The sequence below is a fragment of the Agromyces sp. Root81 genome (genome assembly GCF_001429165.1).
Lineage (GTDB): Bacteria > Actinomycetota > Actinomycetes > Actinomycetales > Microbacteriaceae > Agromyces.
Genome location: NZ_LMIR01000003.1, coordinates 1 through 22,329, shown reverse-complemented (window position 1 = coordinate 22,329; position 22,329 = coordinate 1). Strand labels below are relative to the sequence as shown.

Annotated in this window: 21 protein-coding genes; 7 read left to right on the top strand and 14 right to left on the bottom strand. The window is 70.5% G+C overall.

From position 1 onward, the window contains the following. Positions 1-28 precede the first annotated feature (28 nt). The 4 genes from ASE14_RS14570 to ASE14_RS14555 are packed head-to-tail and all read right to left on the bottom strand — an operon-like array spanning position 29 to position 4,304. Positions 29-724, bottom strand: coding sequence for a DNA alkylation repair protein (locus tag ASE14_RS14570; RefSeq protein ID WP_056656550.1), 696 nt, complete (start codon positions 722-724; stop codon positions 29-31). A 21-nt stretch (positions 725-745) separates the two neighbouring features. Beyond that, complete coding sequence (locus tag ASE14_RS14565) at positions 746-2,191, bottom strand: MFS transporter (protein ID WP_056656547.1); 1,446 nt, start codon at positions 2,189-2,191, stop codon at positions 746-748. 51 nt (positions 2,192-2,242) lie between these two features. Further along, the gene (locus ASE14_RS14560; protein WP_056656544.1) at positions 2,243-3,583 is read right to left on the bottom strand and encodes a M20/M25/M40 family metallo-hydrolase; all 1,341 of its coding nucleotides are present in this window, start codon (positions 3,581-3,583) and stop codon (positions 2,243-2,245) included. 40 nt (positions 3,584-3,623) lie between these two features. After that, a complete protein-coding gene (locus ASE14_RS14555; protein WP_056656541.1) occupies positions 3,624-4,304 on the bottom strand; it encodes an NADPH-dependent F420 reductase in 681 nt (226 codons plus the stop codon). A 150-nt stretch (positions 4,305-4,454) separates the two neighbouring features. Between ASE14_RS14555 and ASE14_RS14550 the strand changes: the two genes are divergently transcribed. Further along, a complete protein-coding gene (locus tag ASE14_RS14550; protein ID WP_082600928.1) occupies positions 4,455-5,585 on the top strand; it encodes an LLM class flavin-dependent oxidoreductase in 1,131 nt (376 codons plus the stop codon). Positions 5,586-5,600: 15 nt separating this feature from the next. Here the strand turns inward: ASE14_RS14550 and ASE14_RS14545 are convergent, their stop codons facing one another. The 8 genes from ASE14_RS14545 to ASE14_RS14515 all read right to left on the bottom strand — a co-directional run bounded on the left by ASE14_RS14545 (position 5,601) and on the right by ASE14_RS14515 (position 12,455). After that, entirely contained in the window at positions 5,601-6,806 is a 1,206-nt protein-coding gene (locus ASE14_RS14545) for a cation:proton antiporter (protein ID WP_056656537.1), read from the bottom strand. Positions 6,807-6,813: 7 nt separating this feature from the next. Further along, on the bottom strand, positions 6,814-7,308 hold the full coding sequence (locus tag ASE14_RS14540; RefSeq protein WP_056656534.1) for a cation:proton antiporter regulatory subunit: 495 nt from the start codon (positions 7,306-7,308) through the stop codon (positions 6,814-6,816). A 45-nt stretch (positions 7,309-7,353) separates the two neighbouring features. Further along, on the bottom strand, positions 7,354-8,232 hold the full coding sequence (locus tag ASE14_RS14535; protein ID WP_056656531.1) for a hypothetical protein: 879 nt from the start codon (positions 8,230-8,232) through the stop codon (positions 7,354-7,356). An 8-nt stretch (positions 8,233-8,240) separates the two neighbouring features. Next, on the bottom strand, positions 8,241-8,417 hold the full coding sequence (locus tag ASE14_RS20635) for a hypothetical protein (protein WP_157373022.1): 177 nt from the start codon (positions 8,415-8,417) through the stop codon (positions 8,241-8,243). Positions 8,418-8,491: 74 nt separating this feature from the next. After that, positions 8,492-9,652: an acyl-CoA dehydrogenase family protein gene (locus ASE14_RS14530; protein ID WP_056656528.1), complete on the bottom strand. Its 1,161-nt coding sequence runs from the start codon at positions 9,650-9,652 to the stop codon at positions 8,492-8,494. A gap of 9 nt (positions 9,653-9,661) precedes the next feature. Next, positions 9,662-10,621, bottom strand: coding sequence for a DUF4349 domain-containing protein (locus ASE14_RS14525; RefSeq protein WP_082600926.1), 960 nt, complete (start codon positions 10,619-10,621; stop codon positions 9,662-9,664). 86 nt (positions 10,622-10,707) lie between these two features. Further along, positions 10,708-11,130 (bottom strand): aldo/keto reductase, encoded by a 423-nt coding sequence (locus ASE14_RS14520; RefSeq protein ID WP_369816501.1) that lies wholly within the window; start codon positions 11,128-11,130, stop codon positions 10,708-10,710. Positions 11,131-11,246: 116 nt separating this feature from the next. After that, positions 11,247-12,455, bottom strand: coding sequence for an MFS transporter (locus tag ASE14_RS14515; protein ID WP_056656522.1), 1,209 nt, complete (start codon positions 12,453-12,455; stop codon positions 11,247-11,249). Between the two features lie 137 nt (positions 12,456-12,592). Between ASE14_RS14515 and ASE14_RS14510 the strand changes: the two genes are divergently transcribed. Genes ASE14_RS14510 through ASE14_RS14500 form a run of 3 tightly spaced genes read left to right on the top strand, consistent with a single transcriptional unit; the run spans position 12,593 to position 15,269 of the window. Continuing rightward, the gene (locus ASE14_RS14510) at positions 12,593-13,486 is read left to right on the top strand and encodes an ABC transporter substrate-binding protein (RefSeq protein ID WP_056656519.1); all 894 of its coding nucleotides are present in this window, start codon (positions 12,593-12,595) and stop codon (positions 13,484-13,486) included. Between the two features lie 41 nt (positions 13,487-13,527). Beyond that, the gene (locus ASE14_RS14505) at positions 13,528-14,457 is read left to right on the top strand and encodes an amino acid ABC transporter permease (RefSeq protein WP_235511423.1); all 930 of its coding nucleotides are present in this window, start codon (positions 13,528-13,530) and stop codon (positions 14,455-14,457) included. Between the two features lie 59 nt (positions 14,458-14,516). Beyond that, positions 14,517-15,269, top strand: coding sequence for an amino acid ABC transporter ATP-binding protein (locus ASE14_RS14500; RefSeq protein WP_157373066.1), 753 nt, complete (start codon positions 14,517-14,519; stop codon positions 15,267-15,269). Positions 15,270-15,290: 21 nt separating this feature from the next. Here ASE14_RS14500 and hrpA read toward each other — a convergent pair whose 3' ends face one another. Then, positions 15,291-19,274, bottom strand: coding sequence for an ATP-dependent RNA helicase HrpA (gene hrpA, locus ASE14_RS14495; RefSeq protein WP_056656509.1), 3,984 nt, complete (start codon positions 19,272-19,274; stop codon positions 15,291-15,293). 48 nt (positions 19,275-19,322) lie between these two features. Between hrpA and ASE14_RS14490 the strand changes: the two genes are divergently transcribed. Genes ASE14_RS14490 through ASE14_RS14480 form a run of 3 tightly spaced genes read left to right on the top strand, consistent with a single transcriptional unit; the run spans position 19,323 to position 21,843 of the window. Beyond that, the gene (locus tag ASE14_RS14490) at positions 19,323-20,135 is read left to right on the top strand and encodes a CPBP family intramembrane glutamic endopeptidase (RefSeq protein WP_056656506.1); all 813 of its coding nucleotides are present in this window, start codon (positions 19,323-19,325) and stop codon (positions 20,133-20,135) included. 46 nt (positions 20,136-20,181) lie between these two features. Then, positions 20,182-20,958, top strand: a complete 777-nt coding sequence (locus tag ASE14_RS14485) for a DUF1684 domain-containing protein (RefSeq protein ID WP_056656503.1) — start codon at positions 20,182-20,184, stop codon at positions 20,956-20,958. A 54-nt stretch (positions 20,959-21,012) separates the two neighbouring features. After that, the gene (locus ASE14_RS14480) at positions 21,013-21,843 is read left to right on the top strand and encodes an aldo/keto reductase (protein WP_056656500.1); all 831 of its coding nucleotides are present in this window, start codon (positions 21,013-21,015) and stop codon (positions 21,841-21,843) included. Between the two features lie 89 nt (positions 21,844-21,932). Here ASE14_RS14480 and ASE14_RS14475 read toward each other — a convergent pair whose 3' ends face one another. Then, positions 21,933-22,157, bottom strand: a complete 225-nt coding sequence (locus ASE14_RS14475; protein WP_056656495.1) for a hypothetical protein — start codon at positions 22,155-22,157, stop codon at positions 21,933-21,935. Positions 22,158-22,329: the final 172 nt, after the last annotated feature.

Genomic DNA, 22,329 nt, shown 5'->3' with positions numbered 1-22,329 from the left:
GGCGCATCGGGCGGCCTGCATTCCCGCGTCAGCGGATCGCGAGGAACCGGGCGCGTTCGGGCTGGTCGTAGTGCTCGATCGCCGCGCGCAAGGCGACCCGCGGCATCGTCGCGGCGTGCCGCTCGACGAACGCCGTGAGCCGCTCCCGATCGTGGTCGCCGGCGGCACGGAGCACCCAGCCGAGGGCCTTCTGCACGAGCGGCTCGGGGTCGTCGGCGAGGGTCTCGGAGAGTTCGAAGGCATCGTCGAGCTCGCCGCGGCGGAGGAAGGCGAACGTCGCCACGAGCGCGGTGCGGCGTTCGGGCCAGAACCCGGATGCCGCGAGCCGGGCGAGCGGCGCACGGTCGCGGTCGAGCAGGTGGCCGCCGACGACGTCGCGCGCGGCGAGGTCGACGAGATCCCACTGGTCGATGCGGTCGTGCCGGCGGAGGTAGAGCTCGTACAGCTCGTCGCGGCGCGCCTCTGAGGTCTTCGGCCGCGCGGCGGACTTGCCCATGATGCTGCAGGCGAGGGCGCGCACCTCGTGCGTCGGCTGCTCGAGCAGCGTCTCGAGCTCGCCTGCCGGCAGGTCGAGCGCCGTCTTCGCGAGTTCGAACACGGCGCCCATGCGCACCCCGATGAACGGGGCATCCGGGTCGGGTGGGAAGTAGCGCGTGTACTTCTCGCGCTCCTCGTCGCTCGCGAGGTCTTCGAGCGTGGCGACGAGCGCCGCGGCATCCGTCATGGCGCCCTCCCGTCGTCGGGATCAGCGTACGGCGGCGGCGCCCTCCGCGACAGGGGCGTCCGAGAAGGCGAGCTTCGGAACGAAGGCGAGCAGCACGGCCGCCACGGCGGCCGTGAGTCCGCAGACGAGCCAGACGGTGACGTACCCGCCGAAGGCGCCGGCGGTGCCCGTGGCGGCCTCACCGGCGGCGCCGAGCAGCGCGATGCCGAAGACGCACGAGGCGATGGCGCCGCCGACGGTCTTCACGGAGTTCGTGAGGCCCGTCGCGACGCCGGTCTGATGGGCGGGGGCCGCTGCCGCGGCGGCGGCCGGGAGTGCGGCGACGAGGGCGCCGGAGCCGATGCCCGCGATGATCATGTTCGCGAGCACCTGCGCGTAGCCGTCATGGAACGGCAGGAACAGCAGGTAGCCGATCGCGACGAGCGAGCTCGCCCCGATGAGCGCCACCCGCGGGGTGACCCAGCGGGTCGCGAGCGGGAACAGCATCGCGCCGACCACGAGTGAGAGCACGTAGGCGCCGACGAGGATCGACGTCTGCCCGGTCGTCGCGCTGAGGCCGAAGCCGTACACGGACGCATCCGTGCGGGCGAAGGTCGAGAGGGGCGCCTGCGCGCCGAGCACGCTGACGCCGAAGAGCCCCGCCGTGAGGAAGATCGGCCAGAGCGTGGGCTCGCGGAACATGCGCACGTCGATGAGCGGATCGGGGTGCTTCAGCTCGTACCGCGCGAACGGGATCACGAGCAGGGCGCCGAGCGCCACGAGCGCCCACGAGAGCAGGTCGGCCGGGCCGTTCAGGCGCATGAAGCTGAGCCCGCCCGTGAGCGAGAGCAGGGCGAGCGAGATGAGGATGAGCCCGCCGGTGTCGAGCGTGCCGCCCGTGAGGTCGGGCGACTCCTTCACCCCGAAGAGCACGACGAAGAAGCACGCGATCACGGCGACGGCCGGCACGAGGAGCAGCACCTGCATGGGCAGCAGCTCCGCGAGGGCGCCCGCCGAGAGCGCGCCGGCGATCGCGCCGAGCTCGAGTGCCGCGACGAGCAGGCCCGCCGCCTTGCGGGTCATCGCCGCCGGGCGGTCGGCCGAACGGCTGCGCGACCAGATGAGCGCGATCTCGAGGGGCAGCCAGACGACGTAGAACCCCTGCAGCGCCCAGGCGACGAGGAACACCCAGAACTGGTCGGTGAAGGCGAGCGCGATCGAGGCGACGGCCGTCACCGCCGTCGACCACACGAGCATGCGCTTGTGGCCGACCATGTCGCCGAGCTTCGCGAACGCGGGCACGACGAGGGCGGAGAGCATGAGCTGCGTGCCCTCGAGCCAGTTCACGTCGGCGTCGTGGATGCCGAGGTGGCGCGCGATGTCGGTCAGCAGGGGCGTGTAGTAGCCCTGCAGGATGCCGCTCGTGAACTCGACGAAGGCGAGGAATCCGACGATCGCGGCGACGGGACCGAGTCTGGCAGCACGCATCGTCGAGGCTCCTTCGGGTTCGGGTGGAATCACCCTAATGGGTCAGGCGTCTCACTCGGGAATCGCGGTGATGAGGGCGCGGTGGAATCGCTCGCCGCGCTCGAGGCTGTCGATCGTGACCCACTCGTCGACCCCGTGGATCGATGCGCGTTGCGCGGCGGTCATGGCGATCGGCGCGAAGCGGTAGACGGCGGGGGAGAACCGGTGGAAGTACCGTGAATCGGTCGCCGCCATCATGAGGTACGGCGCGGTCGTCGCCTCGGGATACGAGGCCGCAACGGCCTGCGTGATCGCCGCGAACTGCGCCGAGTCGGTCGGCGACTCGGGCGACGGGTCGCTGCCCTCCACCACGGTCACCTCCACCTCGGAGTCGCGGATGACGCGGCGCAGGTGCGCGACGACCGACTCGACGGTCTCGCCGACGGCGATGCGCAGGTTCAGCGTGGCCGTCGCCTGCGAGGGCAGCACGTTGTCGGCGGTGCCGGCCTCGAGCATCGTGGCGGCGACGGTGGTGTGCACGAGGGCGGCCGGCTCGCCGCCCAGGCGGGAGAAGACGCGGGCGGTGACCCAGGGCAGGGCGACGAGGAGACGGAGTAGCAGCCGCGACGTGCCGCGCGTGTGCGGCACGAAGCTCGAGAGCATCGCCCGCATCGATCGCGGCATGCGCTTCGGGAACGGGTTCGGCGCGAGCCGGTCGACGGCGCGGGCGATGCGCGCGGTCGGCGTCGTCTTCGGCGGAGCGGAGGCGTGTCCGCCGTCGCCGCGCGCCGTCAGTCGCACGGTGAGCACGCCCTTCTCGCCGACGCCGACCATCGCGGCCGGCACCTGCACGAAGGGGAGCGGGGCGTCGACGACCGCGCCGCCCTCGTCGAGCACGAGCCACGGCGTGATGTCGCGCTCGCGGAAGAGGGCGGAGATGGCCACGGCCGCTGCCCCGTGGCTCTCCTCGTTGCCGCCGAAGGAGAGGTACACGTCGCGCGCAGGCGCGAAGCCGTCGGCCAGGAGGTTCTCGACGGCTTCGAGCACGACGAGCAGCGGGCCCTTGTCGTCGAGGGTGCCGCGACCCCACACCGAGCCGTCGGCGATGCGTCCCTCGAACGGCGGGAAGCGCCATCCGTCGCGCTCGTCGACCGGGACGACGTCGAAGTGCGCCATCAGCACGACCGGGTCGCCGTCGCCGCGCCCGCGCCAGCGGAACAGCAGCCCGAGCTCGGTGACCTGCTCGAAGGCGAGGTGCTCGTGCACGAGCGGGTAGAGCTCGGCGATGAGCGCTCGGAAGCGGTCGAAGTCGGCGAGGCCGCGTTCGGCGAGTTCGGCCGACACGGTCGGCAGCGCCACCATGCGGGAGAGGCGCTCGGCTGAGCCGTCGCGAACGGTCACGGGATCGGGCATCCACCCACCCTAGGCGAGCGGATGCGGCGGCTCGCGCGGCTCAGGCGGCCAGATGCACGGCGGGCGTCAGGAGCGCCGCGAGCTCGGCGGCGGAGAGTTCGCGGCCGAAGGCGGGGTGCCCCGGCTCGAGTGCCACGCCGTGCCGGAGCTCGCCGCCGTCCACCGGGTCGAAACCGAGTTCGTCGATGATCTCGGCGATCACGGCACGGGCGTCCGCGTCGTCGCCGACGACGGCGAGGGCTCGGCGCAGCGGGGAGCCCGCAGCCATGCTGTCGTCCTCCATCTCGTGGTAGCCGAGGTGGTTCAGCGATTTCACGACGCGGGCGCGCGGATTGCGGGCGGCGTTGATCTCGCTCGTGGTGCGCGGGTCGTCGTCGATCTCGGCGATGTTGCCGTCGACCGGTGGCCAGTAGTTCATGGCGTCCACGACGATGCGGCCGTCGAACAGCGGCCACGGCACGGTGCCGGCCTTGCTGAACGGCACGGCGATGATGATGACGTCGGCGGTGGTGGCGAGGGTCTCGGGGGAGGTCACCTCGGCGCCGGGGGCGACGACGCCGACGAGCAGGTCGAGGGCGGTCTGACGCGGCGAACCGGAGATGAGCACGCGGTGGCCGGAGGCGACGAGCAGCCGGGCGAGGGCGGTGCCCACCTTGCCCGCGCCGTAGATTCCGATGACCGGCCGTTCCGTCACGTTTCGATTCTCCCATCCTCGACGCATCCGGTTCGATGCATGCTCATGGAAGTGAACGTGCCGGCCTCGGTCGGCATTCCCCGCGGGCGTGCGCCGCGCGGTGCCGGGGAATAGTCTCGTCCCGACGGTGGTTCCACCCTATGCATGCAGATGCATGGAAGTACGGAGGGGATCAGGATGTCTGGGCGCTACGAATTCGGACTCGACACGTTCGGCGACGTGACGATCGGTCAGGGCGGCGAGCGGCTGCCGCACGCGCAGGTCCTGCGGAACATCGTCGAGGAGGCCGTGCTCGCCGACCGTCTCGGTCTCGACTTCTTCGGCATCGGCGAACACCACCGCGAGGACTTCGCCGTCTCCGCGCCCGAGGTCGTGCTCGGCGCGATCGCCGGACGCACCGAGCGCATCCACCTCGGTTCGGCTGTCACCGTGCTGAGCTCCGACGACCCGGTGCGCGTCTTCGAGCGCTTCGCGACCCTCGACGGGCTCTCGAACGGCCGCGCCGAGGTCATCCTCGGTCGAGGCTCCTTCATCGAGTCGTTCCCGCTGTTCGGGTTCGAGCTGAACCAGTACCAGGAGCTCTTCGAGGAGAAGCTCGGCCTCTTCTCCGCACTGCTCCCGCAGGAGCCGGTCACGTGGAGCGGCCAGCTCCGCTCGTCGCTCACCGACCAGCTCGTCTTCCCGCCCGTGGAGCACGGCCGGTTGAAGACCTGGGTCGGCGTCGGCGGCAGCCCCGAGTCCGTCGTGCGCGCCGCCCACTACGGCCTGCCCCTCGTACTCGCGATCATCGGCGGCAGCCCCGCCCGGTTCGCCCCGCTCGCCGACCTCTACCGTCGTGCGCTCGACCAGTTCGGCAACCCGGCGCAGCCGATCGCCATCCACTCGCCCGGCTTCATCGCCGACACCGACGCCGAGGCGCTCGACACCCTGTGGCCGCACTACAAGATCAGCATCGACCGCATCGGACGAGAACGTGGCTGGGGTCCGGTCGACCGTGCACAATTCGAAGACGAGGCCGGCCCGAACGGCGCGCTCTACGCGGGCGCGCCCGAACGGATCGCCGTGAAGATCGCCGATGCCATGCGCGCCATCGGGGCGACCCGCTTCGACATGAAGTATTCCAACGGCGGGCTGCCGCACGAGGCCATGATGAAGAGCATCGAGCTCTACGCCACCGAGGTGGTGCCGCGGGTGAGGGAACTGCTCGCGGCCGCCGACGCCGACGACGCGGAACTCGCCGCCGTCGCCGATCTCGGCGCCGCGGATCGAGCGGATGCCGCGGCATCCGCCGATCGCCCGATCGACTGACTCGGGCCGACGCGCTCAGACGGCGGGCGGAACCGGGCTCGCCCCGGTGTTCGCCCGCCGTCGTCGCACGGCCGCGCGGAACCAGAGGGCGTCGGGCACGCGAGCGAGGAACGTGCCGGCGACGATCGTGATGAGCACGTAGCCCGTGGCGAGCGGTGCCAGTTCGGGGGCGACGACCCCCGACCCCACCGCGAGCCCCGCGATGACGATCGAGAACTCGCCGCGCGGCGCGAGCGAGAGCCCGGCGCGCCATTGGCCGAGTGTGCCGACCCCGGCACGTCTGGCGGCGTAGGCGCCGGTGATGAGCTTCGTGATGATCGTCACGAGGGCGAGGGCGAGCGCCGCGGGGAGCATCGACAGGAGCGCCGACGAGTCGGTCGTGAGCCCGAAGAAGACGAAGAAGATCGCCGCGAACAGGTCGCGGAGCGGAGTGAGCACCTGGCTCGCGTTCGCGGCGACGCGGCCCGACAACGCGATGCCGACGAGGAACGCGCCGACCGCGGCCGACACGCTGACCTCGGCCGCGAGACCGGCGACGAGCATCGTGAGGCCGAGCACGCCGAGGAGCAGCGGCTCGAAGTGGTCGGCCGGGAAGAGGCGTGAGACGACGTGCCCGTGCCGCAGCGCGACGTAGAGGATCACGGCCACCACGCTCACTGCGATCGCGACGGAGATGGCGCCCTGCAGGAGGCTCATCCCGACCACGAGGGCCGAGAGCACGGGCAGGTAGAACGCCATCGCGAGGTCCTCGATGACGAGCACCGCGAGGATCGCCGGCGTCTCGCGGTTCGAGAGCCGGCCGAGGTCGCGCAGGAGCTTGGCGATGACGCCCGACGACGACACCCACGTCACGCCGGCCATGGCGACCGCGGCGACCGGACCCCAGCCGAGGAGGAGCGCGAGCGCGGCCCCGGGCAGGGCGTTGAGTGCGGCATCGAAGAGGCCGGCGGTGCGCGCCGACTTGAGGCTGCCGAAGAGCTCCGACGCCGTGTACTCGAGGCCGAGGAGCGCCAGCAGCAGGATCACGCCGATCTCGGCACCGGTCTGGAAGAACTCCTCGCTGGCATCGAGCGCGATGAACCCGCCCTCGCCGAACGCGAGGCCGAGCACGAGGTAGAACGGGATCGGCGAGATGCCGAACACGAGCGCGAGGCGCCCGAGCAGACTCATGCCGAGAAGCAGCGCGCCGACTTCGATGAGGAGCAGCGTGGTCTCGTGCATGGCGGCCTCAGTCGGGGCCGTTGGCGAGCAGCCGGGCTACTCCGTCGAGTCCTTCACGTGTTCCGACGCCGACGATGACGTCTCCAGCACGCAGCGTCTCCGCCGGCGTGGGTGAGGGGATGATCGCGCCATCGCGGACGATGGCCACGATCGAGGCGTGGGTGCGCGTGCGGGCCTTCGTCGCCCCGAGCGTGCGGTTCAGGTACGGCGAGTCCGTCGGCAGGGCGATCTGCTCGGTGAAGAGGCCGGCCGTCTCATCGCTGAGGCTCGTGAGCCGGCTGAGCATGACGGAGGCGCCGAGCACGTCGGCGAGGGCTGCTGCCTCGTCGTCGTTCAGCGGGATGGAGTCGCGGCAGGCGTCGGGATCGTCCTGATCGAAGACGCCGAGGTCGCGCTCGCCGTCACGATGCGACACCACGCTGATGCGCCGGCCGCTCTCGGTGACGAGGTCGTGACGAATGCCGATCCCAGGGAGGTCGACCTTCTCGATGCGAATACCCACAGTCGTAATCGTAACCCCGCGCGGAGGTGTCGCGGCCGGTCGTGCTCAGCGCGCCGGCGCTGCGTGGGTGCGCATCGTCAGCACGGGGGTGCCGGCGTCGTCGCCCGCCTCGAACTCGACCCGCACGTCGCCGAGTTCGGCGAGCGAACCGGCGTGGGTGCCGCCGCAGGCGATGCGCGCGGTGCCGCCGGGAAGCTCCGCCACCCAGTACCGGCGATCGGTGAGTCCGTCACCGTCGCGGTCGATGCGCACCGTCGCCCCTGCGGCCGCCCACTCGGCGATCGTCGCGGTGACGGATGCCGCGAGCCCGCCGAGCTCGTCGGCGGCGACCGCGGCCGTGTCGAAACCGGCGCGGCGCAGCGACTTGTTCAGGCGGTACACGTCGACGGAGCCGTCGGGAAGGATGCGGCTCGACGCGATGGCGATGCCGTCGAAGTCGGGCGCTCCGAGGGCGTCCTCGCGCGCGGGCTTCGACCAGTGGCCGGCGAGCGCGCCGTTCAGCGCGAGCGCCGCCGCGTGGCAGGCCGTGTGGCCGATCGAGAGGGCGCGGCGCGCCGAGGCATCCGCTCGCACCGTCACCGCATCGCCCTCGGCGATCGCAGCATCGTCGCGCACGAGGTGGGCGACGAGGAACGTCCAGCCCTCGGTGCCCTTGCGCACGGGGATGTCGGCGCCGAGGTGGAGACCCGTGCCGTCGGTCGCCGCGACCACGGCATCGACGACCGGCACCTCGGTTCCGTCGACGACGAGGGAACCCGTGTCGGCGGGCTGGTCGGGCCAGGCCGCGTCGACCGGGTGGAAGCTCGTGGTCTCGGTGACGACCGCGACGAGGCCGTCACCGGCCGGGGCGACGTGCAGCACGGCGCTCTCGGCCTCGAGTGCGCCGTCGGGGTACGTGACGAGGGTGTCGCGCGAGGGAAGCAACTCGGTGCTCAGACGCCGTCGCTGCGACCGAGCAGGTGGAACGGGATCGCGAGGGAGAGCGCCACGCTGATGATGCCGCCGAAGAACACGGGCGCCTGGAACTCGGTCATCACGGGCGCGGTGCCCATGAGCCACATGCCGAAGACGAAGAGTCCCATCGAGATGAGGAAAGTAACGACGTTCACAACGACCTCCAGAATTCCGATGGCGGTCCGCGCCGCCCGGCCAAGTCTACCGGTCGGGGCGCTCCGAGCCGGGTTCAGGAGTCGAGTGGGCCGAGCCAGGCGTTCGCGACTGTCGAGTGGGCGGACTCGTCGTCGGAGGGATGGAAGATTCCGGCGAGCACGTCGCGGTAGAGCCGGCCGAGTTCGGAGCCCGCGAAGTACGTCGACCCGCCAGACACGCGCACCGCCTGGTCGACGACGTGCTTGGCCGTCTCGGTGGCGCGCACCTTGATGCCGACGAGCTTGGCGAACCAGAAGGCGCCGTGGTCGACGAGGCCGTCGAGGTCGTGGGCGATCGCGAGGAGCTGCGGCGCGATGGCCTCCTGCGCGAGCGCCGCATCGGCGATGCGCCAGCGGATGTCGGGATCCTGCGAGAGCGGAGCGCCCCCGTTCTTCATCGAGGTGCGCCGGTGCGCCGCGGCAACGGCCAACTCGAGCGCGCGGTCGCCGATGCCGGCGTAGACCGAGGCGAGCAGCAGCTCGAAGTTCGCGAAGATGCCGAAGATCAGGGGGTCGGCGTTCGGTCCGGGGTCGAGGCGGCGCACGATGCGGTCGTCGGCCGCGAACGCACCGTCGAGCACGGTCGTGCGGCTCTGGCTCGCCCGCATGCCCATCGTGTCCCAGTCGTCGAGGATGCGGACGTCGGGGTCTTCGCGGTCGATGAAGCCGTAGACGAGCTTCGGCGCATCGGCCGACACCGTGTCGAGGCCCATCGTGCCGAGCCGGGTCCATGCCGGGGAGAGCGAGGTGAAGATCTTGCGGCCCGTGTAGCGGTAGCCGCCCTCGGGCTGGGGCTCGGCGATCGTGCGCGAGCCGAAGAGCATGAGGTCGTTGCCGGCCTCGCTGATGCCGAAGCCGAAGATCTCGCCCGCGCCCGCCTCGCGCAGCACGAAGTCGAGCGAGTCGTCGTCGCGGTCTCGCAGCACCTTGGCGACGCCCGTCCAGACGAGGTGCATGTTGACCGCGAGTGCCGTCGCCGGTGCCGCGCTCGCGAGGCGCATCTGGCCGCGCACGGCGTCGGCGAAGCTCCAGCCCAGTCCGCCCAGCTCGACCGGCACGAGCGCCGTCAGGTAGCCGGCCTCCCGGAGTTCGACGAGATCCTCATCGAAGAAGGCGTTGTCGCGGTCGTAGCGGGCGGCGCGTTCGCGGATGCGTTCGAGCAGCTCGTCGTTCAGCAGAGTCTCAGGCGTCGTCACGTCGCCAGACTACGCCTCGGGCGACCCGCCGTGCCCGGGAGATGCGGGCGGCGCCGGGTCCGACGGCGGTGCAGGCGGCGGGGCGACGGATGCCGCGGCATCCGCTCGGCCGCTGCGTCGCCCGCGTACCGACAGCACGACGATCACGACCACGATCGACGCGACGACGAGGGCGGCGAGGAGCCATGGCAGCAGCACTCCGATCGCGACGCCGAGCCAGCCGGCGAACGCGACGAGGGCGCCCCACCCGGCGGCGAGGCCGCTCCAGAAGTCGTCGGGCGCGGCATCCGGCGCGACGGCCTCGGTGACGAGGTCGAGGCTGATCGTCGAGAAGTCGACCTGGTCGACGAGCAGGTCGCGCTGCTGCGTGAGGCTGTCGAGTTCGGCCTGCCGGGTCGTGAGCTCGGATTCGATCGCGATGAGGTCGGTGATCGACGTGGCGGTGGTGAGGAGCTCGCGCAGGCGGTCGACCGACGCGGTGAGCGCCGCGATGCGGGCGTCGAGGTCCTGGCGCTGCTGCGTGACATCGGAGGCGGTCATCGACACGGAGTTCACGGTGCCGAGGTCGCGGAGCTCGGCGACGACGGCGTCGAGCTCGTCGGCCGGCACGCGGATCGTGAGCGACGCGCTCGGCGGCTCGGTGCCGGTGCCGGGGGTCTCGTTGCGGCTGTCGACGCGCCCGCCCGACTGCTCGGCGATGTCGGCCGCCTCCTGCGCCGTCGCGATCGGGTCGTCGACCGTGATCGAGATCCACCCGGTGGTGATGACGCTGCGGTCCGTCTCGGACTCGACCGCGGTGTCGTCGGCGGCATCGCCTTCGACGAACTGCTGCGAATCGGGCGCAGGGGCTTCGCCCGGCATCATGCCGGGATCGCCCGAGGAGGTGGCCTGGCCGGCCGTGCACCCGGCGAGGAGGAGGGCGGTGAGCGCGGCGGCCGCCACCGCGGCCGGAGCCTGTCGTCGTCTCATGCGCTCACAGTATTCCCGGCGCGGGAGCGGATGTCTGGAACCTCGCTGGGAGTCGGATCACGATCGGGTGTCGCTCGGGGCGGGGGTCAGTCGTCGTCGGGGTCCCGCCCGGTGCGTTCGCCGGTCTCGAGCGTCGCGATGGCGGCGAGGTCGTCGGCGGTCAGCTCGAAGTCGAACACGTCGAGGTTCTCGCGGATGCGGGCGGGGGAGGACGCCTTCGGGATCACGACGTTGCCGATCTGCACGTGCCAGCGCAGCACGATCTGCGCGGGGGTGCGCCCATGCGCGGCGGCGAGCTCGTCGAGGAGGGGCGTGCCGAGCACCCGGCCGCGGGCGAGCGGCGACCAGGCCTCGGTCCGGATGCCGCGTGCCGCATCGAACTCGCGCAGCGCGGTCTGCGGCAGCCACGGGTGCAGTTCGACCTGGTTCACGACCGGCGCCTCGCCCGTCTCGTCGACGAGCCGCTCGATGTGGTGAGCGTGGAAGTTCGAGACGCCGATGGAACGCACCCGGCCCTCGTCGCGCAGCCGCCGACCTCGCGCTCGTTGCCGTAGACGCGGCGGTGTCGAGGTGCCGGTAGCCCGCGTCGATCGCGTCGAGGCAGAGCCCGGAGGGGTCGGGGCCGTCAGCTGGGCTGCATCGGCACCGGCTCGGTGTCGGGGATCGGGCTGGCGTCGCGGCCCCGAAGATCGGGGTGCCAGCGCCGGCCGAGCAGTGGCACGAGGAAGCCGAGGAAGGCCAGCGCGGTGGCCGCCCAGAACGCCCCCTGCGCGCCGTTGCCGTCGATGAGGAAGCCCGCGAGCGCCGAGCCGAGCGCAGCACCGATCAGCTGTCCGGTGCCGACCCAGCCGTAGGCCTCGGCGGTGTCCGAGAACTTCACGCTCGCCGACACGATCGCGAACAGCACGGCGAGTGCCGGGGCGATGCCGATGCCGGCGATGAAGAGGGTGATCGAGAGCCACCAGAAGTCCATGAGGCCCGCCGCGAGCGCGGTGCCCGCGAACACGATGAACATGCGGCGGGCCGTCGACCAGGGGCCGATCGGCACATGGCCGAGGAAGAGGCCGCCGGCCAGTGAGCCGACCGAGAAGATCGCGAGCACGATGCCGGCCTCGGCGCCGTCATGGCCGAACGCGGCGACGACGCCGGCTTCGATCGCCGCGCACGCGCCGATCAGCAGGAAGCCCACGACGGTCGCGAGCAGCACCGGCGGCCGCCCGAGCACGGTGCCGAAGCGCCGCTTCGACCGGGGGATGCGCACTCGCCCGAGCTCGGGCGAGGTGATGAACCAGATGCCGCCGATGATCATGAGCACGGCGGCGAGGAGGATGGCCCAGACGGTGCCGATCTGCGTCGCGACGAACGTCGTGACCACGGGTCCGACGACCCAGATGATCTCCTGCGCCGAGGCGTCGAGCGAGAAGAGCGGCGTGAGCTGGCGGGAGTTCACCATCTTCGGGTAGATCGTCCGCACCGCGGGTTGCACGGGCGGGTTGGCGAGTCCGGCGAGGAGCCCGACCGCCATGTAGAGCGGCACCGTGAGCGGCAGCAGCGCGATCGCGACGATCGCCGTGACGCAGACGACGAGGGTCGCGATGAGCACGGGCCGCATGCCGAGCCGCCCCATGAGCCGGCTCGTGAGCGGCCCCGCGATGGCCTGGCCGATGGACGTCGCCGCCAGCACGAGGCCGGCAGAGCCGTACGAGCCCGTCTGCTGTTCGACGTGCAGCAGGAACGCGAGCGAGAGCATGCCCGACGGAAAGCGTGCCGTCAGCTGGGCGGCGATGATGCGAGCGACGCCCGAGGTTCTGAGGAGATCGGAGTAGCTTCCCACGGTCCCACAACTCTATCGAGCGTCGGATCGTGATGTGCCGGCGACGCCGCGCGTCGGGAGGTGGTTTATGCTCACTACGGCGACGGGGCCGAGGTCTTCGTCGTCGCTGCTCACCAACGCAATGACAGAGGTTCCAAATGCACCCCCGACGCCTGATCATCCCCGCCGCCGCTGCCGCAGCGGTCCTCCTCCTCTCCGGTTGTGTCGACAACACCACCGGAGGCGGCGAACCGACGACCGATTCGTCGACGCCCACGATCGCCGTCGACGAGGCGGCGGCCGCCCTGCTGCCCGCCGAGATCGCCGACTCCGGCAAGCTCGTGGTCGGCACCGACGCCGCCTACCCGCCCAACGAATACAAGGACGCCGACGGCAACCCGATCGGGTGGGACGTCGACCTCGTCGAGGCCCTCGGCGCGAAGCTCGGCCTCGAGGTCGAGTACGAGATCGCGAGCTTCGACAAGATCATCCCGTCGATCACCGGCGGCACCATGGACCTGGGCATGTCGAGCTTCACCGACAACGCCGAGCGCCAGCAGCAGGTCGACTTCGTCGACTACTACAACGCCGGCATCCTGTGGGCTGCACCCGCAGGCGAGAGCGTCGACCCCGACGACGCCTGCGGCCTGAAGGTCGCCGTGCAGGCGACGACCTACGAGCACACCGACGAGCTGCCTGCCAAGAACCAGGCCTGCCTCGACGCGGGCAAGCCGGCGATCGAGATCACCCCCTTCGACACGCAGGAGGCCGCCGCCAACGCCGTCGTGCTCGGCCAGGCCGACGCCATGAGTGCCGACTCGCCGGTCACCGGCTACGCGATCGCGCAGACCGACGGCAAGCTCGAGGCTGCGGGCGAGGTCTTCGACTCGGCTCCCTACGGCTTCCCGGTCGAGAAGGGCTCGAAGCTCGCCGACGCCGTGCAGGCGGCCATGCAGTCGCTCATCGACGACGGCACCTACGCTGACATCCTCGCCGAGTGGGGCGTCGAGGCCGGCGGCGTCGACACCATCGAGATCAACGCGGGCACCTGATCATGAGCGACTCGCCAACGGAGGCGACGAAGCAACCGCCGATGAAGGTCGTCAAGCTGCGGCATCCGTGGCGCATCGTCTTCGCCGTCGTCCTGCTCGCCGCCGTCGCGGTCTTCGTGATCGACGCCGCGCAGCGCGAGGCGTTCGACTGGCCGTCGGTCGGCAAGTACGTCTTCGACCAGCGAGTCTCGATGGCGGCGGGCTACACCCTGCTGCTCACCGTGCTCGCGATGGTCATCGGTGTCGTGCTCGGCATCATCCTCGCGGTCATGCGGCAGTCGCCGAACCCCGTGCTCAAGTCGATCGCATGGGTGTACCTCTGGATCTTCCGTGGGACTCCGGTCTACGTGCAGCTCGTGTTCTGGGGCCTGCTGTCGACGATCTACACCACGGTCGACCTCGGCGTGCCGTTCATGGAGGCCTGGATCTCGTTCCCGACCGAGGTGCTGTTCAACGCCTTCTGGCTCGCCGTCATCGGTCTCGCGCTGAACGAGTCGGCCTACATGGCCGAGATCGTGCGCGCCGGCCTGCTCTCGGTCGACTCCGGACAGCACGAGGCGGCGACGGCGCTCGGCATGGGCTGGGGCAAGACGATGCGCCGCGTCGTGCTGCCCCAGGCGATGCGGGTGATCATCCCGCCGACCGGCAACGAGGTCATCTCGATGCTGAAGACGACCTCGCTCGTCTCGGCCATCCCGTTCACGCTCGAGCTCTACATGCGAACGCGCGACATCTCGGTCGAGATCTTCAACCCCATCCCGCTGCTCATCGTCGCCTCGATCTGGTACCTCGCGATCACCTCGGTGCTCATGGTGGGCCAGTACTTCCTCGAGAAGCGCTTCGCCCGTGGTGTCGGGGTCCGCCCCGACGCCGGAGCCGGGCCGGTGACCGCCTCGATGTCGGCGGTCGAGCTGGAACAGACGGACGCCGAAGCCGCCATCGGCGCCAAGCACGGAGGAGACGCCCGATGAGCGAGCAGACGACCGGCGCGGTCGGCGAGGGCACCGCGACGACGGATGCCACGACGCCGATGGTGCTCGCCGAGCACGTGTCGAAGAGCTTCGGCTCGAACGAGGTCCTGAAGGACATCTCGCTCGAGGTGAAGCGTGGCGAGGTGCTGTGCCTGGTCGGGCCCTCCGGCTCGGGCAAGTCCACCTTCCTCCGCTGCATCAACCACCTCGAGCAGGTGTCGTCCGGCCGACTGTCGGTCGACGGCGCGCTCGTCGGGTACCGCGAGGCTGGCGGACGGCTGTACGAGATGCACCCGAAGGACATCTCGAAGCAGCGCCGCGACATCGGCATGGTGTTCCAGCGGTTCAACCTGTTCCCGCACATGACGGCCCTCGAGAACGTCATGGAGGCCCCGACCCAGGTCAAGGGGGTCTCGAAGGCGAAGGCCAAGGCGCGTGCCCTCGAGCTGCTCGCGCGCGTCGGGCTCGCCGAGCGCGCGGACTATTACCCGGCGCACCTCTCGGGAGGGCAGCAGCAGCGCGTCGCGATCGCACGTGCGCTCGCGATGGATCCGAAGCTCATGCTCTTCGACGAGCCCACCTCGGCGCTCGACCCCGAACTCGTCGGCGAGGTGCTCGACGTCATGAAGGGGCTCGCGAAGACCGGCATGACCATGATCGTCGTCACGCACGAGATGGGGTTCGCCCGCGAGGTGGCCGACACGCTGGTGTTCATGGACGGCGGCGTCGTCGTCGAAACGGGCGACCCGCGCGAGGTGCTCTCGAACCCGCAGCACGCGCGCACGCAGGCTTTCCTCTCGAAGGTGCTGTAGCCGTCGCGGAGGTGCTGCAGCTCAGCCCTGCAGCACCTTCGTGATGCGCTGGAGCGACACGCTCTCGGCTGCGCGCAGCTCCTGTGCGAAGAGGCTGATGCGCAGCTCCTCGATGAGCCAGCGCCCACGCACGACGTTCGCCGGAGCATCCGGTGCCAGCGGAATCGTGCCGCCCGCGTCGGCGAAGCGGGCGAGCGCGGTCTGCACCTCGTTCATCCACACCCGGTCGCGGCCGGGATTGTCGACGAGCTTGCCGACGCGCATCGTGACGCCCTCGAGGTAGCGCGGCACGTGCCGGAGGCGTTCGAGACCCGTCCGCGAGACGAAGCCGGGGAAGACGAGGCCCGCGAGCTGTTCCTTGGCATCGCTCAGCGCCGGGAGCAGCGCCATGCTCGTCGCCGACTTGACGGTCTTCTCCGCGGTGCGGAGCGCCGTGAGCGTGCGCGCGACGAGGCCGACGGTCTCGAACATCGTGTCCATGACGACGCCGGAGACCCGGTCGCGAACGGTGTCGAACTCGACCTTCGTGAAGAGCATGCCGTCGTCCTTCACGCGGTAGAGCACGTCGTTGATGCAGGCCACGAGGCAGTCGGCGAAGAGCGCCGTCGTGCTCGCGTAGGGGCTCGTCGCGAGGATGAGCTTCTCGTTGCCGGTGAGGTGCTGCTGCACGTAGTTGACCGGTGAGGGCGTCGCGAGCATGAGCAGGCGACGGATGCCGCCGGGCATCGCCCGCGCCTGCTCCTCGGGCGTCGCGAGCAGCCTGATGTCCACCGCCGAGCCGGCGTCGATGAGCGCGGGGTAGGCCCGCACGCGGTTGCCGCCGACCGTCGTGTCGACGAACCTGGGCAGCTCGGCGAAGTCCCAGCTCGTGAGGCCGCTGCGCTCGATGCCGGCGCCGGGCGCCTCAGCGGCTGCGGCGATCGAGCCGGGGGTCACCGGGCCGTCGACCTGGCGCGGTCCTCGGGGCCCGCGCTCGCCGCGGGCGGGCTTCGCGAAGGTGTCGGCGACGGCGTCGCGGGCGCGGTCGGCGAGCTGGGCCTGCAGCGCCCGCAGGTCCTTGCCGACGGCGAGCTGCTTGCCGCGGCCGTCCACGACCCGGAACGACATCAGGAGGTGCGGCGGGATGCGGTCCATCGCGAAGTCGGCGCCGGTCACCGGGGTGTGCGTGAGGCGCTTGATGACGGCCGCGACCTGGTCGGCGAACGACATTCCCGCCGGGGCATCCGCTTCGCCCAGCTCGGCGACGATCTTCGCGGCCCAATCGGTCGCGGGGACGACGTTGCGGCGGATCACCTTCGGCAGCGCCTTGATCATCGCGGTGACGAGTTCGGTGCGGAGGCCGGGCACCTGCCGGTCGAAGCCCTCGGAGTGGAGCCGAGCGAGCAGCACGAGCGGTACCTGCACGGTGACGCCGTCGTCGGTCGCGCCCGGCTCGAAGCGGTAGCGCAAGGCGAGCGTCTGGTCGTCCTGCTGCCAGTTCGGCGGGAAGGCGTCCTCGTCGATCGCGGGGGCGTCGTCGGGGGCGAGCGCCTCGGCCGTCATCGTGAGCAGCTCGGGGGAGTCCTGCTTCGCCGTGCGCCACCAGGTCTCGAAGAGCCGGGTCGAGGTGACGTCGGCCGGGATGCGCGAGTCGTAGAACTCGAAGACCGCCTCGTCGTCGAAGAGGATGTCGCGGCGACGGCTGCGCTCCTCGACGGCCTCGAGCTCGGCGCGGAGCTTGCGGTTCCGGCGATCGAAGTCGAAGAGCCGGTCGCGGCGGATGTCGTTCGGCCAGTCGCCCTCGACGAGCGCGTGACGGATGAAGAGCTCCCTCGCGTACGGCTGGTCGATGCGGGCGAGCTGGATGCGCCGACGGGCGATGATCGGCACGCCGTAGAGGGTGACCTTCTCGTACGCGACGGCGGCGCCCTGGCGCTTCTCCCAGTGCGGTTCGCTGTGGCTGCGCTTGAGCAGCGATCCCGCGAGCGGCTCGGCCCACGCCGGGTCGATCGCCGCGTTCATGCGTGCGAAGAGCCGGCTCGTCTCGACGAGTTCGGCGCTCATGATCGCGTCGGGCTGCTTCTTCGCGAGCGCGGAGCCCGGGAAGATCAGGAAGCGCGACTGCCGGGCGCCGAGGTACTCGCCCTTGGGCTTCCGCCCGCCGGATGCCGCGGCGCCGCGAGTGCCCGACTGGGTCGTGCTCGCGGGGGAGTCCTTCAGGCCGATGTGGCTGAGGAGGCCGGCGAGCAGCGACTTGTGGATGAGATCGGCGTCGGGCGCCGCGCCGCCGCCGGGCGTCTTGTCGTCGATCTCGAGTCCGAGCGGCCGACTCATCTGGCGGAGCTGGCGGTAGACGTCGTTCCACTCGCGCACGCGCAGGTAGTTCAGGAACTCGTTCCTGCACATGCGCCGGAAGGCGCTCGAACCGAGCTCGCGCTGCTGCGTCTCGAGGTGGTTCCAGAGGTTCAGGAGCGTGATGAAGTCGCTCGTCGGGTCGGCGAAGCGGGCGTGCTGCTCGTCGGCCTGCTGACGGCGCTCGAGCGGGCGTTCGCGCGGGTCCTGAATGGTGAGTCCCGCGACGATCGCGAGCACCTCGCGACTCACGCCGTGCTGCTTCGACTCGACGACCATTCGGCCGAATCGCGGCTCGATCGGGAGTTTCGCGAGGTCGCGGCCGACCTTCGTCAGTCGGGGACCGGCCCCTGACGTCGCAGAGGGGTCGACGGCGCCGAGCTCGCGCAGCAGCTCGACACCGTCCTTCACACCGCGCGCGTCGGGCGGGGTCAGGAACGGGAACGCCTCGATGTCGCCGAGCCCGAGCGAGATCATCTGCAGGATGACCGCGGCGAGGTTCGTGCGCAGCACCTCGGGCTCCGTGAACTCCGGACGCCGTGCGAAGTCCTCCTCGGAGTACAGCCGGATCGCGATGCCGTCGCTCGTGCGGCCCGATCGACCCGAGCGCTGGTTCGCCGAGGCCTGCGAGATCGCCTCGATCGGCAGGCGCTGCACCTTCGAGCGCACCGAGTAGCGGCTGATGCGCGCCGTGCCGGCGTCGATCACGTATTTGATGCCCGGCACGGTGAGGCTCGTCTCGGCGACGTTCGTCGCGAGCACCACCCTGCGCCGGACACCGGCGACCTTCGACGGCTGGAACACGCGGTGCTGGTCGGCCGCCGAGAGGCGCCCGTAGAGGGGGAGCACCTCGGTGACGGATGACCCGCGACCGGAGTAGTGGCCGCGAACGGCCTCCTCGGCGTCGCGGATCTCGTTCTCGCCGGAGAGGAAGACCAGCACGTCGCCGCGCGACTCCCGGTCGAGCTCGTCGAGCGCCTCGATGATGCCCTGCAGATAGTCCTTGTCGTCGGCGGGGGCGCGTCCGCCGGTCGTCGGCACCTCGTCGGGGTCGTCGCTCGCCGCATCCTCAGCCACGAGCGGGCGGTAGCGGATCTCGACCGGGAAGGTGCGACCGGAGACCTCGACGATCGGGGCCGGGCTGCCCGAAGCATCCGCGAAATGCCTGGCGAAGCTCTCGGGGTCGATCGTCGCGCTCGTGACGATGACCTTCAGGTCGGGGCGCTTCGGCAGCAACTGCTTGAGGTAGCCGAGCAGGAAGTCGATGTTGAGGCTGCGCTCGTGGGCCTCGTCGATGATGATCGTGTCGTACCGGCGCAGCATCCGGTCGTGGTGCATCTCGTTCAGCAGGATGCCGTCGGTCATCAGCTTGATGCGGGTCGAGGCGGTGGCCTTGTCGGTGAATCGCACCTGGTAGCCGACGATCCCGCCGACCTCCTCGCCGAGCTCCTCGGCGATGCGCTCGGCGATCGTGCGGGCGGCGAGCCGCCTCGGCTGGGTGTGGCCGATCGACTCGCGGCCGAGTTCGAGGCAGATCTTCGGCAGCTGCGTGGTCTTGCCCGAGCCGGTCGCGCCGGCGATGATGACGACCTGGTTCTCGCGGATGGCGCGCGCGATCTCCTCACGCTGCCGGGAGACGGGCAGCTCGGCGGGGTAGGTGATCGCGGCAAGCACAGCCCTCCATCGTATGCGGCGCGAACGGGGTCGTGGTAGAACTCCCTCATGTCGACCGAGGTCGAGGTGCAGGCGGGGCCGACCTCGTCGCGCATTCCGGGCACCGCGGCGCTCGTGGGGCTGCCGCTGCTGAGGGTCGCGCTCGTCGGCCTCGCGGCGCTCGCCACCTGGATCGCGCTCGCGGTGGCGGCCGAGCCCGGGCCGTTCCCGCCCGGCATGCTGTTCGCCGCGGCGACGATGCTGCCGGTGAACGTCGCCTCGATCGTGCTCGTGCGGCGGGCGCTGCACCGTTCGGGGCAACGCGCTCGCGACCTCATCGACTTCTCGTGGCGACGGCTCGGCCGCGACGTGCTCTGGGGGCTGCTCTGGCTCGCGGTGCTGTGGCTGCCGTTCATCCTCGCGGTCTTCGGCGTGATGTTCGCGCTCCACGGCGGCGCCGTGTTCGAGCGCTTCGAAACGGTCTTCTACGACGCGGATGCCGCCCCGACGCTGAATCGCGTCTGGCTCACGGTGCTCGCGGTCGTCTCGGTCGTGACGTTCGCCCCGCTGAACGCGCCGGCCGAGGAGCTCATCTATCGCGGGTACTCGCAGTGGGGACTCGAGCGGCGATGGCCGGTGTTCTGGGCGATCGTCGTGCCGTCGGCGATCTTCGCCCTGCAGCACGTCTTCTACGCCGCGACCGCCGATGCGGTGCTCGTCTACCTCGCGGCGTTCTTCGTGTGGGGGGTCGGCTCGGGTCTCATCGTGCATCGTCAGCGGCGGCTGATGCCGATCATCATCGCCCACCTGCTCGTCAACATCATGACGAGCGCGCCGGCGCTCGTGCTGCTCTTCCTGCCCGACTCGGCGCTCGCCTCCTGAATCGCCCGATTCGATCGGGCGCCGATGCGGCGGTTACGGTGTCGGCATGGGTGAGCACGAGTTCGAGACCGCGTGGCGTGAATGGCGGCAGTCGCGCTGGACGACGGTCTCAGCACCGTACGGCACAGCGGCGCTCCGTCACACCCACTGGCTCACGGCCGAGCCGGCCGGGTTCTCGGGTGCACCGGGTCGGTGGCATGCCGAGTCGGCCGCGGTGGTCGGCGAGTCGCTGCCGAGTGTCGCGACGGTGCGGCTCGCCCCGGGGGAGGGGGTCGACGTCGACGGCGTGCGCCTTCGCGCGTTCGAGCGCGACGGCGCGCTCGCCCTTCGCGTCATCGACCCGGATGCTCCGAGCCGCACCTCGCTCGCTGCGATCGAGACGTACCCGCCCGCCGCGGACCGCGTGATGACGGGCCGGTTCACGCACGCCGCCTCGGGAGCGACGCTCGACGTGACCTCCGTCGACGGCCACGAGTCCAGCGACCGACTCGGCGGAACGATCGACCTCGAGATCGACGGCGTCTCCGTCGCGCTCACCGTGACGCGCGACGACCACGGCCTCTCGGCGGTGTTCGCCGACGCGACGAGCGGCGGGGAGAGCTACCGCTTCCGGTTCCTGCGGGTGCCCGAGCCCGCCGACGACGGCATGGTCGTCGTCGACTTCAACCGCGCGTACCTGCCGCCGTGCGCGTTCTCCGACGAGTACGTGTGCCCGCTGCCGCCGTTCGGCAACCGATGGTCGGTCGCGCTCCGCGCGGGGGAACGGCTCGCCACGCGGCATCCGCTGCCCGAGACGGCCGGCACCGAGGCCGACGCGGCCTGATTCGCGGGCAGCGAACCTCCCTCTCTGCGGCTGCGGCCCGTGGTGGGATGAAGCATGACTTCCGTTCCGCGCATCCAGCTCAACGACGGCCACTCGATCCCGCAGCTCGGCTTCGGCGTCTTCAAGGTCGATCCCGATGAGACGGTGCGCATCGTCAGCGACGCGCTCGAGGTCGGCTACCGCCACATCGACACCGCCCGCATCTACGGCAACGAGGCGGGGGTCGGCACCGCGCTCGCCGAATCCGGCATCGCCCGCGACGAGCTCTTCATCACGACGAAGCTCTGGAACACCGACCACGGCACGCAGTCGGCGCTCGATGCGTTCGACGCGAGCCTCGAACGGCTGGGCCTCGAGTACGTCGACCTCTACCTGATCCACTGGCCGTCGCCGAAGGGCGATCGGTACGTCGAGGCGTGGAAGACGCTCGAGCAGCTGCGCGAGAGCGGACGTGCGCGCTCGATCGGCGTCTCGAACTTCCTCGTGCCGCACCTCGAGCGGCTGCTCGCGGAGACCGACGTGGTGCCGGCCGTGGACCAGATCGAACTGCACCCCGCCCACCAGCAGCCGGCCACCACGGCGTTCGCCGCCGAGCACGGCATCGCGATCGAGGCCTGGGGGCCGCTCGGCCAGGGCAAGTACCCCCTCTTCGAACTCCCCGAGATCGCGGATGCCGCGGAGGCGCACGGCAAGAGCTCCGCGCAGGTCGTCATCCGGTGGCACCTGCAGCGCGGCCGCATCGTCTTCCCGAAGTCGAACCGGCGAGAGCGGATGGTCGAGAACTTCGACGTCTTCGATTTCGAGCTGAGCGAGGCGGAGGTTCAGGCGATCACGGCGCTCGAACGCGAGGGTCGGGTGGGTTCCCATCCAGACGATGTCGACTGACGGATGACGCGAAACTGAGCATTTCGGTGCGACACGCCCGGGGTGCACGCCGGATTTGCCCGGGTGCCGGGATCCGCGTAAATTCTTACTCATCGCCACGGCGGTGCGGGAAGCGGCTGAGAGATCAGGGCTTCCCGGCCGAACGGCGAGATTCTTAGCCAAATAGCCTCGAAGTCGCATTGCGACTCGGTGATTTCAAGCCTAAGATGAAACCCCCACTTCAGAACGAGCATGATCTTCGGGTCGTGTTCTTGTTGTGTGAACAACTGCCGTATCGGCCCGGTGATCTTCAGATCCGAGTGGTCGAGTGACATCGAGTGATCGAGTCCGGCAAGAGAAGTGGTACGGTAGACAGGTTGCCCTGAGGGCAGGTCATGAGACTGAAACTCGGGTGCGTCCGTTCCTTGAGAACTCAACAGCGTGCACTATGTTCAATGCCAAATTATTGAACCCCGACCTCACCGTTTGGTGGGGGGAGGATTCCTT